This is a genomic window from Pseudorhodoferax sp. LjRoot39 (assembly GCF_964253035.1).
In the GTDB taxonomy this organism is placed as follows: domain Bacteria; phylum Pseudomonadota; class Gammaproteobacteria; order Burkholderiales; family Burkholderiaceae_C; genus Pseudorhodoferax.
Map to the genome: position 1 here is coordinate 2,620,700 of NZ_CAXUQL020000001.1, position 12,128 is coordinate 2,632,827.

Annotated in this window: 12 protein-coding genes; all 12 read left to right on the forward strand. The window is 68.1% G+C overall.

The features are described 5' to 3' along the window. The first annotated feature begins 51 nt into the window (after positions 1–51). From ACSQ4M_RS12390 to ACSQ4M_RS12445, 12 genes are read left to right on the forward strand one after another with little or no spacing between them, the layout of a single operon-like run. Positions 52–1,128, forward strand: a complete 1,077-nt coding sequence (locus ACSQ4M_RS12390) for a pilus assembly protein PilM (RefSeq protein ID WP_436189824.1) — start codon at positions 52–54, stop codon at positions 1,126–1,128. Next, the gene (locus ACSQ4M_RS12395) at positions 1,125–1,745 is read left to right on the forward strand and encodes a PilN domain-containing protein (protein ID WP_436189825.1); all 621 of its coding nucleotides are present in this window, start codon (positions 1,125–1,127) and stop codon (positions 1,743–1,745) included. Before ACSQ4M_RS12390 ends, ACSQ4M_RS12395 begins: the two co-directional genes overlap by 4 nt. Before the next feature lie 13 nt (positions 1,746–1,758). Then, entirely contained in the window at positions 1,759–2,433 is a 675-nt protein-coding gene (locus tag ACSQ4M_RS12400; RefSeq protein ID WP_436189826.1) for a type 4a pilus biogenesis protein PilO, read from the forward strand. Beyond that, positions 2,430–2,984, forward strand: coding sequence for a pilus assembly protein PilP (locus ACSQ4M_RS12405; protein WP_436189827.1), 555 nt, complete (start codon positions 2,430–2,432; stop codon positions 2,982–2,984). The genes ACSQ4M_RS12400 and ACSQ4M_RS12405 overlap by 4 nt, the downstream gene beginning before the upstream one ends. Continuing rightward, on the forward strand, positions 2,981–5,095 hold the full coding sequence (pilQ, locus tag ACSQ4M_RS12410; protein ID WP_436189828.1) for a type IV pilus secretin PilQ: 2,115 nt from the start codon (positions 2,981–2,983) through the stop codon (positions 5,093–5,095). Before ACSQ4M_RS12405 ends, pilQ begins: the two co-directional genes overlap by 4 nt. A 46-nt stretch (positions 5,096–5,141) precedes the next feature. Then, positions 5,142–7,091, forward strand: coding sequence for a hypothetical protein (locus ACSQ4M_RS12415; protein ID WP_436189829.1), 1,950 nt, complete (start codon positions 5,142–5,144; stop codon positions 7,089–7,091). A gap of 9 nt (positions 7,092–7,100) precedes the next feature. Further along, complete coding sequence (locus ACSQ4M_RS12420) at positions 7,101–7,613, forward strand: shikimate kinase (RefSeq protein ID WP_436189830.1); 513 nt, start codon at positions 7,101–7,103, stop codon at positions 7,611–7,613. Positions 7,614–7,640: 27 nt separating this feature from the next. Further along, complete coding sequence (gene aroB / locus ACSQ4M_RS12425) at positions 7,641–8,759, forward strand: 3-dehydroquinate synthase (protein WP_436189831.1); 1,119 nt, start codon at positions 7,641–7,643, stop codon at positions 8,757–8,759. A gap of 5 nt (positions 8,760–8,764) precedes the next feature. Further along, positions 8,765–9,931, forward strand: coding sequence for a deoxyguanosinetriphosphate triphosphohydrolase (locus ACSQ4M_RS12430; protein ID WP_436189832.1), 1,167 nt, complete (start codon positions 8,765–8,767; stop codon positions 9,929–9,931). Then, positions 9,928–10,497: a DUF1415 domain-containing protein gene (locus ACSQ4M_RS12435; protein ID WP_436189833.1), complete on the forward strand. Its 570-nt coding sequence runs from the start codon at positions 9,928–9,930 to the stop codon at positions 10,495–10,497. Before ACSQ4M_RS12430 ends, ACSQ4M_RS12435 begins: the two co-directional genes overlap by 4 nt. Beyond that, entirely contained in the window at positions 10,494–11,360 is an 867-nt protein-coding gene (locus ACSQ4M_RS12440) for a class I SAM-dependent methyltransferase (RefSeq protein WP_436189834.1), read from the forward strand. The genes ACSQ4M_RS12435 and ACSQ4M_RS12440 overlap by 4 nt, the downstream gene beginning before the upstream one ends. A 6-nt stretch (positions 11,361–11,366) precedes the next feature. Beyond that, positions 11,367–12,056, forward strand: coding sequence for a transposase (locus ACSQ4M_RS12445; protein ID WP_436189835.1), 690 nt, complete (start codon positions 11,367–11,369; stop codon positions 12,054–12,056). The last annotated feature ends 72 nt before the right edge of the window (positions 12,057–12,128 follow it).

A 12,128-nucleotide genomic window follows, 5' to 3' on the forward strand; every position in this document is an offset into this window, starting at 1 on the left:
ATAAAGCTTGTCAGCATTTGTAGCTATATCCGAGCAATTCAGGGGCCTTGATTGATCTCTTTGGGGACGATGTTCAGCCGTAGACCGGCCCCGCTGCTGGGGATCGACATCAGCACGTCCAGCATCAAGCTGGTGGAACTCGACCATGACCCCGCCGGACGCCTGGTGCTCACGCGCTGCGCCATCGAGCCGCTGGAGAACGGCTGGATCACGGACGGCAACATCGAGAAGTTCGATGAGGTGGCACAGGCGCTGCGCCGGCTCGTCAAGCGCAGCGGCACGCGCACCAAGAACGTGGCCATGGCGTTGCCGCCCTCGGCCGTCATCACCAAGAAGATCGCGCTGCCCGGCGGCCTGACCGAGCAGGAGATGGAGTTCCAGGTCGAGTCCGAGGCCAACCAGTACATCCCGTTCTCGCTCGACGAGGTGAGCCTCGATTTCTGCGTGGTCGGGCCGAGCGCCGGTGGCTCTGGCGACGTGGAGGTGCTGATCGCCGCCTCGCGCAAGGAAAAGGTGCAGGACCGCCAGGGCCTGGCCGAGGCGGCGGGGCTGAATCCGGTGGTGCTGGACATCGAGTCCTTCGCCTCGCGGCTGGCCGTCGGCCGGCTGGTGGCGCACCTGCCGAACGAAGGCGCGGGCCAGATCGTGGCCCTGTTCGAGATCGGTGCGATGACCACCAGCATGCAGGTGCTGCGCGACGGCGAGGTGCTGTACGACCGCGACCAGGCCTTCGGCGGCGCCCAGCTGACCCAGCTGATCGTGCGCCAGTACGGCTTCTCGGCCGAGGAGGCCGAGCAGAAGAAGCGCAGCGGCGAGCTGCCGCCGGACTATTCCAGCAGCGTGCTGGCCCCGTTCGTCGAGGGGCTGTCCCAGGAGATCGGCCGGGCGCTGCAGTTCTTCTTCACGAGCACGCCGCACAACAAGGTCGACCACGTGATGCTGGCTGGCGGCTCGGCGCCGCTGGCGGGGCTGACGGAGGCGGTCACGCTGCACTCCTCGTTTCCGTGCAGCTTGGCCAATCCCTTCGACGGCATGGAGATGGGCAAGGACGTGCGCACGGCGCGCATGGGGCGCGAGGCCCCCGCCTACCTGACTTCCTGTGGCCTGGCGTTGCGCAGGTTTCCATGACGACAGTACGCATCAACCTGCTGCCGCACCGCGAGGCGGCGCGCAAGGCCCGCAAGGAAGCCTTCCAGGTCATGCTGGGCGTGTCGGCCCTGGTCGGCCTGGCGGTGGCCGGCGCGATCTACCTGTGGTTCCAGGCGCGCATCGAGAACCAGCAGGGGCGCAACCAGTTCCTGCAGTCGCAGATCCAGGTGCTGGACGTGCAGATCAAGGAAATCGCCACGATCGAGCAGGAGATCACAGCGCTGACGGCGCGCCAGAAGGCGGTGGAAGACCTGCAGGCCGACCGCAACCTGCCCGTGCACCTGCTCAACGAGCTCGTCAAGCAGCTGCCCGACGGCGTCTACATCACCAGCCTCAAGCAGGACGACCAGGCCGTCACGCTGCAGGGCGTGGCCCAGTCCAACGAGCGCATCTCCGAACTGCTGCGCAACCTGGCCGACAACACGCCCTGGCTGTCCAAGCCGGACCTGGCCGAGATCGTCGCCGGCAACGTGGCCCTGGGCCCGCGCGACAGCCGGCGTGTGGCCAATTTCAACCTGCGTGTGCGCCTGGTGCGTGCCAGCGAGGTGGCGGCCGCTGCCAAGGCGGCTTCGGCGCCTGCTGCTGCGAAACCCTGAAGAAGCGAGCGCCATGGCGACCCAACCCAAGAAGGCCCGCTCCATCGATGTCGCTGCGCTGCAGGCTCGGATCGCCGGGCAGTTCCGCAACCTGCATCCGTCCGATCCCTCGCAGTGGCCGCCCCTGCCGCGCGTGCTGCTGCTGGCCTTCGTGGCGCTCGCCGTGCTGGCCGTGGCCTGGTTCGCCTACCTCAGCAGCTTCGAAGACGACCTGATCGCCGAGCAGAACAAGGAAACGGAGCTGCGCAAGACCTACGACCAGCGCCTGGTCAAGGCCGTGAACCTGGACGCGCTCAAGAAGCAGCGCGAGCAGATCCAGCAGTACGTGACGCAGCTGGAGCGCCAGCTGCCCAGCAAGGCCGAGATGGCGGCTCTGCTGTCCGACGTGAACCAGGCCGGCCTGGGCCGCAGCCTGCAATTCGACCTGTTCCGTCCGGGCCAGGTGGTGGTGCGCCCGTACTACGCCGAACTGCCGATCGCCCTGCGCGTGACGGGCCGCTTCCACGACATCGGCGCCTTCGCGGCCGACGTGGCCAACCTTTCGCGCATCGTGACCCTGAACAACATCGCCATCGTGCCCGCCCGCGACGGCGCGCTGACCATGGATGCCACGGCACGCACCTTCCGCTACCTGGACGCCGACGAGATCGCCGCCCAGAAGGTCCCGGCCAAGGGAGGCGGCAAGTGAGCCGGCTGCTGCGGTCGGCCGGGCTGGGGGCGTGGGTGGCCGCTGTGCTGCTGCTGAGCGCCTGCACGGGCAACGACCAGGACGAACTGCAGCAATGGATGGCGGAGCGGCGCAGCCAGGTGCGCACCAAGGTGACGCCTTTGTCTGCCCCCAAGCAGTTCGTGCCGCAGGCCTACACGCAGGAAGCGTCCGTCGACCCGTTCAGCCAGCAGCGGCTGGCTTCGGTGCTGCGGCAGGACGCGGCGCCGAGCGCCAGCAACAGCGGCCTGATCGGCCCCGAGCTGGCGCGCCGCAAGGAGCCGCTGGAGGCCTATCCGCTGGACGCGATGACCCTGGTCGGCAACCTGCGCCGCGCCGGCGCCCCGGTGGCGCTGGTCCGCGTGGACAACCTGCTGTACCAGGTGCGGGTGGGCGAGCACCTGGGCCAGAACTACGGAAAAGTCACCAAGATCGACGAAGCGGAGGTGCTCCTGCGCGAGATCGTGCAGGACGGCAGCGGCGAGTGGATCGAGCGCGCGGCGAGTCTGCAGCTGCAGGAGAAAGTCAAATGAACAAGCACAACCACCGTCCCGGCAGCATCCTCGCGCGGGGCATGGCAGCGTTCGGGCTGGCGCTCGCCTGCTGCGGCGCCTGGGCCGTGCCGGCCATCCAGTCGGTCAGCGGTGCGGTGCAGAACGGCTCCGAGATCGTGCGCATCGACCTCAGCGAAGCCCCGGCCGCCCTGCCGGCCGGCGTGGCCATCCAGTCGCCTGCGCGCATCGCGCTGGACTTCGCTGGCGTGGTGAGCACGATGCCGCGCACGCCCATCGACATCAACCAGGGCAACCTGCGCTCGGCCAGCGTGCTCAGCGTGGGCGACCGCTCGCGCGTGGTGCTCAACCTCAAGCAGGCCACCTCGTACAAGGCCTTGCTGCAGGGCAATACGGTGCTGATCGTGCTCGACCCCGTGGCGTCTGCATTGCCGGCCAGCCCGGCGCCCGTGTTCCCGGATGCCGGCGCGCAGGGCCGCGCGGCGCTGCGCGACCTCGATTTCCGGCGTGGTGCCGACAACACAGGCCGCGTGCTCGTGGGCCTGGGCAGCAGCCAGGTCGGCGTGGACGTGCGCCAGCAAGGCCAGAGCCTGGTCGTGGAGTTCCTCAATTCCTCTCTGCCCGAGGGCCTGCGGCGCCGGCTGGACGTGGGCGACTTCGGTACGCCAGTGCAGACCATCTCGACCTTCCAGGTCGGCGACCGCGTGCGCATGGTCATCGAGCCGCGCGGCAATTGGGAGCACAGCGCCTACCAGAGCGAAGGCCAGTTCGTGGTCGAGGTGCGGCCGCAGCGCGTCGACCCGAACCGCCTGAGCCAGGGGCCGGGCTTCAGTGGCGAGAAGCTGTCGCTGAACTTCCAGAACATCGAGGTCCGCGCGCTGCTGCAGGTGATCGCCGACTTCACCAACTTCAACGTCGTCACCTCCGACTCGGTCACCGGTGCGGTCACGCTGCGGCTCAAGGACGTGCCCTGGGACCAGGCGCTGCAGATCATCATGGACGCCAAGGGCCTGGGCATGGAGAAGAGCGGCAGCGTGCTGTGGATCGCGCCCAAGGACGAGATCGACGCGCGCAAGAAGAAGGACCTGGAGTCCGCCGCGGCGCTGGAGAACCTGGAGCCGCTGCGCACCCAGTCGTTCCAGATGAACTACGCGCGGGCGGTCGACATCGCCGCGCAGATCACCAATGCGGGCGGAGGCGGCACCGGCTCCACGGGCAACAGTCGCTTTCTGAGCACCCGCGGCACGGCCATTCCGGAGCCGCGCACCAACCAGCTGTTCGTGACCGACGTGGCGAGCCGGCTGGAGGCCGTCAACGAACTGATCAAGAAGCTCGACGTGGCGGTGCGCCAGGTGCTGATCGAGGCGCGCATCGTCGAGGCCTCCGACACCTTCGGCAAGTCGCTCGGCGTGCGCCTGGGCGGCGGCAACGGCAACGGCTACAGCATCGGCGGGGGCAACCGCATCGTGGCCGGCACCAGCTACAGCAACGCCACGGCCGCGGCGAACGGCAATGCCATCAACACCAGCAGCAACTTCGTCAACCTGCCGGCCACGGCCCAGGGCAGCGCGACCGAGGCGGCCAGCTTTGCGGTGTCGATCTTCAAGGAGGGGGTGGGCCGCTTCCTCACGCTGGAGCTGTCGGCCATGGAAGCCGACGGCAAGGGCAAGGTGGTGTCCAGCCCGCGCGTGGTGACGGCCGACCAGACCAAGGCCTTGATCGAGCAGGGCACGGAACTGCCCTACCAGGTCGCCACCTCCAGCGGTGCGACATCGATCGCCTTCCGCAAGGCCAACCTCAAGCTGGAGGTGACGCCGCAGATCACGCCCGAGGGCAACATCATCCTGGACCTGGACGTGAACAAGGACAGCGTGGGGCAGAGCACCTCGGCCGGTTTTGCCATCAACACCAAGCACATCAAGACCCAGGTGCTGGTGGAGAACGGCGGCACGGTGGTGATCGGCGGCATCTTCGAGCTGACCGAGAACGACGACGTGACCAAGGTGCCGCTGCTGGGCGACATTCCCATCGCCGGCAACCTGTTCAAGAGCCGCACGCGCACGTCGAACAAGACGGAGATGCTGGTGTTCATCACGCCGAAGATGATCGCGGACCGGATGGCGGGGCGCTGAGGCGCCAGGCTGCGGCACAGACACAGAATCACAAGAGGGAAGAGCTATGCGTTGGATGCGATACCTGGCGGCGGTGGCCGTGGCTGGATTGGTGGCGGGTTGTGGAGGGGGCGGGGGCTCCACCGGCAGCACCGGTGGCAGCAACGGCGGTGGCACGACGACGCCGACGATGACCGTGGCTGTCATCAACAGCGGTGGTGCCGTCGTGACCAGCGTCAGCGTGGGTGGCGCAGCCATGGCCCGAGCCACTTTGCGGGATGCGTCCGGTGCTGCGATTGCCGGCCGCCTTGTCAACTTCACTGTCTCCGACGAAGCCATTGCGGCGTTGTCGCCGGCAACGGCCCTGACAGACGCTTCTGGTGTTGCCCAGGTGAGTGTCGAACCTGCTTCGCTGTCCGCGCGCGGCGCGGCTTCGGTGACGGCCAGCGCAACGGTCGGCGAGACCGCAGTGTCCGGCAGCACCGATTTCTCGGTCTCCGCGTCCAGCTTGGCGTTGTCGGCACTGTCGATCAGCCCGACTGCGCTGGCGTCGGGTGGGAACGCCACCGTGTCCACGACCGCGAGCATCGCTGGTGTTGCGGCCGGCGCGACGCCGGTCAATGTTGCGTTCTCTGCATCCTGCGGTCGCATCGATGGGCAGGACACCGGCTCTGGCGGCTTCAGCAAGACGACAAATGGCAGCGGTGTCGCCTCGGTGACCTATTCTGCTGTTGACAGCGCGGGGCAGCCTTGCAGCGGAACGGTGACCGTGACCGCGTCCAGTGCGGGGGCCTCGGCGCAGACGGGAACGCTGACCGTGGCGGCGCCTGTGGCCAACACGGTGACGTTCGTCGATGCCACGCCGCAGCAGATCTTTGTTGCCGGAAGTGGAGCGGCTGAGCAGTCCGTGCTGCGGTTCCGCGTGTTGTCGTCCGTTGGCACGTCGCTGGCCAGCGTGCCCGTGCAATTGAGCATCGAAACCAACCCTGGTGGTGTCGGACTCGACGCTTCGGGTTCCCCGGCGGCTGTCACCAAGACCAGCGATGCCGATGGCTACGTGTCCGTTTCTGCGTTCTCGGGAACCATTCCTGGCGCCGTCAAGGTGCGGGCCGCGCTGGTCAGCAGCCCAACGGTGTTTGCTGAGTCGCAGTTCCTGACGGTTGCTTCGGGTCCTCCTTCCCAGCGCTTCATGAGCCTGTCGGCTGGCCAGTTCGCGTTGGAGGGCTGGGCGGTGGATGGGACGTCGACGACGTTGACCGTGCGCTTGGCTGATCGCCAAGGCAATGCGGTGGAAGATGGCACGGTCATCAATTTCACGGCGGAAGGTGGTCAGGTCGCCCGCAGCTGCGCGACCACGCGCACCAACAACATCTCGTCCTGCTCCGTGACCTTCGTGACGCAGAATCCGCGCTCTGTCGGTGGGCGTGCTTCGGTGCTGGCCTACACCGAGGGCACCAAGGACTATGTGGATGTGAATGGCAACAACATCTTCGATGCAGGCGATACCCTCGTTCAGATCGGCGATGCCTACCGCGACGACAACGAGAGCAATGTCTTCGATGCAGGAGAGTTCGTGGTACCGCGTGGTGCCAGCGGAGCTTGTACTGGCGCTGGTGGTGCTTTCCCGTCGAGGTCCAATACTTGTGACGGCGGCTTGGCCACCACGGTTCGTCAGCAAGCGGTCCTGCTGTTCGCGTCGACGACGCCTGCAATTTCCTCTGTTTCTGCAACGCGCAGCAGCCTCAGCTTCAAGCTCCACAGCTCGGACAATCTGTTGTTGCCAATGCCTGCGGGTACCCGGGTCACGGCAACGACTTCACCGACGACTTGCTTGATAGACAATATTGCAGGGGCTCCGCTTGCGGATGCCCGTCCGACGCCTGGAAGACCGCTGGAGGATTTGGCGACGACGGTGGCGCTGTCCTTGAGTGGCTGTGCTGCCGGTAGCGCTGTGACGATCACGGTCACCGCTCCTTCGGGTCTGGCCACGACGTTCCCTGCTGTGACATTGCCTTGAGGTTTCTGTTTGAACATAGCGCTAGTCGGCCTGCCCGGATCGGGCAAGTCGACCGTCGGTCGCCAACTGGCGCGCCGACTCCAACTCCCCTTCGTTGACGCCGACCAATGGGTCGAGCGGCAACTCGGCTGCTCGATCCGCGAGTACTTCGAGCGCGAGGGCGAGGTCGGCTTCCGCGACTTCGAGCAGCAGGCGCTGGCCGACATCGCGGCCGCCGGCCCGGCCGTGATCGCCACCGGTGGCGGTGCCGTGCTGCGCGAGGCCAACCGCGCCTGCCTGCGCCAGAACACGCGGGTCTTCTACCTGTTCGCCACGCCGGAGGAGGTCTACCGCCGTCTGCGCCACGACCAGGTGCGGCCGCTGCTGCAGGTGGCGGATCCGCAGGCCCGTTTGCGCGAACTCTTCGCGCAGCGCGATCCGCTGTACCGCGAGACCGCGCACGAGGTCATCACGATCGGCCGGCCATCCACGGCGGCACTGGTCAACACCATCGCCGAGATCGTGCAGCGTCCGCCTGTCTGAGCGCTGCGGCTTACACTCGGCGCCCTCATGGACGCCACCCTTTCCGCCCTCCCCACGGCCCAGGTGCAGATCGCGCTGGGCGAGCGCAGCTACCCGATCGCCATCGGCGCGGGCCTGTTCGACCGGCCCGACACCTACGCCGCCGTGCCCAAGGCCGCAGCGGCATTGATCGTCACCAACACCCTGCTGGCGCCGCTCTACGCGCAGCGCCTGCAGCAGGCACTGGCCGGGCGCTATGCCGCCGTGCACACCGTGGTGCTGCCCGATGGTGAGGCCTACAAGACCTGGGAGACGCTGAACCTCATCTTCGACGCGCTGCTGTCGCGCGGCTGCGACCGCAAGACCGTGCTGTTCGCGCTCGGCGGTGGCGTGGTGGGCGACATCACGGGTTTCGCGGCCGCCAGCTACATGCGTGGCGTGCCCTTCGTGCAGGTGCCGACCACGCTGCTGGCGCAGGTGGATTCCTCGGTCGGCGGCAAGACGGCCATCAACCACCCGCTGGGCAAGAACATGGTGGGTGCGTTCTACCAGCCGCAGCTGGTGGTCTGCGACCTGGACGTGCTCAGGACGCTGCCGCCGCGCGAGCTCAGCGCCGGCCTGGCCGAGGTCATCAAGTACGGCCCCATCGCCGACGCGGCCTTCCTCGACTGGATCGAGGCCCATGTCGACGCACTGCGTGCAGGCGACCCGGCCGCGCTGGCGCATGCCGTGCAGCGCAGCTGCGAGATCAAGGCCGATGTCGTCGGCCAGGACGAGCGCGAGGGCGGGCTGCGCGCCATCCTGAACTTCGGCCACACCTTCGGCCACGCGATCGAGGCCGGCATGGGCTATGGCGCCTGGCTGCACGGCGAGGGTGTGGGCTGCGGCATGGTCATGGCCGCGCGGCTGTCGCAGCGCCTGGGCCTGCTGGACGCTGGGCAGGTGGAGCGGCTCACGCGCCTGGTCGAACGCGCCGGCCTGCCCACGGTCGGGCCCATCCTGGATGCGGCCGACAACCCCGGCCGCTACCTCGAACTCATGCGCGTGGACAAGAAGGCCGAGGCCGGCGAGATCAAGTTCGTGCTGATCGATGGCATTGGCCGCGCCGTGGTGCGCGGCGCGCCCGACGCGCTCGTGCGCGAGGTCGTCGACGCCTCCTGCGCCTGAACGCGATGCAAGGCGTGCTGGCTCCCTACGCCTGCGATCCGGCCGCGAGCCGGGGACGCCGGCATGCCGAGGTGCCGGCGCCCACGCGGACCGAATACCAACGCGACCGCGACCGCATCGTGCATTCCACCGCGTTTCGCCGTCTGGTCTACAAGACCCAGGTGTTCCTGAACCACGAGGGCGACCTGTTCCGCACGCGGCTCACGCATTCGCTGGAGGTGGCGCAACTGGGCCGCTCGGTTGCGCGCTCGCTGCGACTCAACGAAGACCTGGTGGAGGCCATCGCGCTCGCGCACGACCTGGGCCACACGCCCTTCGGCCACGCCGGGCAGGATGCGCTGAACGCCTGCATGGAACCGTGGGGCGGCTTCGAGCACAACCTGCAAAGCCTGCGCATGGTGGATCAGCTCGAGGAGCGCTATCCGCGCTACGACGGACTGAACCTCTCGTTCGAGACGCGCGAGGGCATCCTCAAGCACTGTTCTCGCGCCAATGCCGAGCGGCTGGAGGCCGAGTGCCCGGGCGACGTGGGCCTGCGCTTCCTGGAGCGCACCCAGCCCAGCCTGGAGGCGCAGCTGTGCAACCTGGCCGACGAGATCGCCTACAACGCGCACGACATCGACGACGGCGTGCGCTCGGGCCTGCTGGTCATGGCGCAACTCGAAGAGGTGCCGCTGTTCGACGACCACCGCCGTGCCACGCTGCGCGAGCATCCAGAGCTGGCCGGCCGCCGGCTGCTGTACGAGAGCATCCGCCGCATGCTGAGCGCCCAGGTCTACGACGTGATCGATGCGAGCAGCGCGGCGCTGGCGCGCGCGCAGCCCGGCAGTGCCGATGCGGCACGCCGCTGCGTCCCGCTGATCGGCTTCGGCGAGGCCATGCGCGATGCTTCACAGCAGCTCAAGCGCTTCCTGATGCGCAACCTGTACCGGCATGCGCAGGTGGTCGAGGTCACGGGCCGGGCCAAGGCCGTGGTGCAGGAGCTGTTCGCGGCCTACCAGCAGGCACCGGCCGAGATGGCGGGCGGCTTCGCCGAGCGCGCGGCCTCTCGCTTCGCTGCCGTGGGCATGGAGGGACAGGCCCGCGTCGTGGCCGACTACATCGCCGGCATGACCGACCGTTTCGCCGCGCGCGAGCATGAGCGGCTGACCGGCCAGCGCCTGCTCGGATGAGTGCCATGCCTTCTGAAGACCTCGTCCGCGCCGACACGCAGCGCTGGCTGGAACGCGCCGTGATCGGCCTGAACCTGTGCCCTTTCGCCAAGGGTGTCGTGGCCAAGGGGCAGCTGCATGTGGCCGTCAGCGACGCGCGCGGCGACGATGCCGTGGAGGCCGTGCTGCGCGACGAAATCCAGGCGCTGCTGGCGCTGGACGCCGAGGTTCGCGACACCACGCTGCTGGTGCTGCCGCGCGCGCTGCACGACTTCCTGGACTTCAACGACTTCCTGGACCGCGCCGATGCCGTGCTCGACGAACTCGACGCCGTCGGCGAGCTGCAGATCGCGAGCTTCCATCCCGGCTACCAGTTCGCCGGCACCGATCCCGACGACGTGACCAACTGCAGCAACCGCGCGCCGTACCCCATGCTGCACCTGCTGCGCGAGGACAGCGTGGAACGTGCCGTCGCGGCCTTTCCCGATGCTGCCGAGATCTTCGAACGCAACATGGCCACGCTGGAGAAGCTCGGCGCGGATGGCTGGGCCGCGCTCGGCGTCGGCGCCACCAAGGAATCCCCATGAAACGCCAAGCCAAGGTTCCGGTGGATCCGGCCGCGGCCCTGGCCGCCGAGCTGCGGCCCGGCCAGTCCATCGAGTTGCTCAAGGAGCTGCACATCCTCACGCGCGAGGGCAAGCTCAACCAGGACTCGCGCCGCAAGCTCAAGCAGGTCTACCACCTCGTGCAGTTCATCGAGCGCGAGATGCGCGAAGGCTTCGCGCCCGACGCAGCCGTCACGTTGGCCGACCATGGCGCAGGCAAGTCCTATCTGGGCTTCATGCTCTACGACCTGGTGTTCGCGCAGCGGCCCGGCCATGTCTACGGCGTCGAGACGCGTGCCGAACTGGTCGACAAATCGCGCGTGTTGGCCGAGCGGCTGGGTTTCGGCCGCATGTCCTTCCTGAACCTCAGCGTGGCCGAGGCGGGCGAATCCAAGCAGCTGCCGCCGCGCATCGACATCGTCACGGCCCTGCATGCCTGCGACACCGCCACCGACGACGCCATCCGCTTCGGCCTGCAGAAGGATGCCGCCAGCATGGTGCTGGTGCCCTGCTGCCAGGCCGAGGTGGCGGCCAGCCTGCGCCAGCACAAGGCGCTGGCGCTGGCGCGCACGCCGCTGGCCGAGCTCTGGCGCCATCCGCTGCACACGCGCGAGATCGGCAGCCAGCTGACCAACGTACTGCGCTGCCTGTACCTGGAGGCCTGCGGCTACCAGGTCACGGTGACCGAGCTCGTGGGCTGGGAACACAGCCTCAAGAACGAACTCATCGTGGCGCGCAAGACCGGTCGCGGCAAGCGCAGCGCGGCCGAGCGGCTGGGCCAGCTGCTCGACGAATTCGGCCTGCAAGCGCTGCGCGAGACCCGCTTCGACCTGCTGCCGGCCTGAAGAGACATGGCGCGCCTGCCCCGCCTGTCCCTGGCCGGCCAGGTGCACCACGTGCTGCAACGCGGCAACAACCGCCAGCCCATCTTCACGACCGCCGAGGAACACGCGGCCATGCTGCAGCTGCTGGCGCAGGAGTGCCGTAGCGCGGGCGTGGCGCTGCACGCCTACGTGCTGATGCCCAACCACTTCCACCTGCTGTTGACGCCGCCGCAGGAGGGCGCGCTCTCGCACGTCCTGCAGGCCGTGGGGCGCACCTACGTGCGCCGCTTCAACCTGGCCCATGGCCGCAGCGGCACGCTGTGGGAGGGGCGCTACCGTTCCACGGTCCTGCAACCCGAGCTGTACCTGCTGCCCTGCATGGCCTACTTCGATCTGAACCCCGTGCGCGCCTCGCTGGTGCAGGCGGCCAAGGACTATCCCTGGTCCAGCCATGGCCACTACGCGGGACTGCGCAACGATGGCTGGCTCACGCCGCCGCCCGCCTACTGGGCGCTGGACAACACACCGTTCGCGCGCGAGGCCGCATACGCCAGCATGGTGCATGAAGGCGTCACATCGGCGCAGCAGGATGCACTGACACGCTCCGTTCTGGGGGGCTGGGCACTGGGCGACGAGGGGTTCGTGGCGCGTTTGCAGCAATCCGCGCCGCGCCGGCTCACGCGCAGCCAGCCGGGCCGCCCGCGCAAGACCTCCTGAGCATCGGCCGTCGCCGTGTACACAAGGGCGGTGATCGGCCTGGATTTGATGTGTCCCTAGATATTTTCTGAT

Bases quoted from the DNA above. Each gene is read 5' to 3' on its own strand.
- ACSQ4M_RS12435 (WP_436189833.1), top strand. From the start codon at position 9,928: ATGAGTGCCATGCCTTCTGAAGACCTCGTCCGCGCCGACACGCAGCGC.
- ACSQ4M_RS12445 (WP_436189835.1), top strand. From the start codon at position 11,367: ATGGCGCGCCTGCCCCGCCTGTCCCTGGCCGGCCAGGTGCACCACGTG.
- aroB (WP_436189831.1), top strand. From the start codon at position 7,641: ATGGACGCCACCCTTTCCGCCCTCCCCACGGCCCAGGTGCAGATCGCG.
- ACSQ4M_RS12395 (WP_436189825.1), top strand. From the start codon at position 1,125: ATGACGACAGTACGCATCAACCTGCTGCCGCACCGCGAGGCGGCGCGC.
- pilQ (WP_436189828.1), top strand. From the start codon at position 2,981: ATGAACAAGCACAACCACCGTCCCGGCAGCATCCTCGCGCGGGGCATG.
- ACSQ4M_RS12415 (WP_436189829.1), top strand. From the start codon at position 5,142: ATGCGTTGGATGCGATACCTGGCGGCGGTGGCCGTGGCTGGATTGGTG.
- ACSQ4M_RS12440 (WP_436189834.1), top strand. From the start codon at position 10,494: ATGAAACGCCAAGCCAAGGTTCCGGTGGATCCGGCCGCGGCCCTGGCC.
- ACSQ4M_RS12400 (WP_436189826.1), top strand. From the start codon at position 1,759: ATGGCGACCCAACCCAAGAAGGCCCGCTCCATCGATGTCGCTGCGCTG.
- ACSQ4M_RS12430 (WP_436189832.1), top strand. From the start codon at position 8,765: ATGCAAGGCGTGCTGGCTCCCTACGCCTGCGATCCGGCCGCGAGCCGG.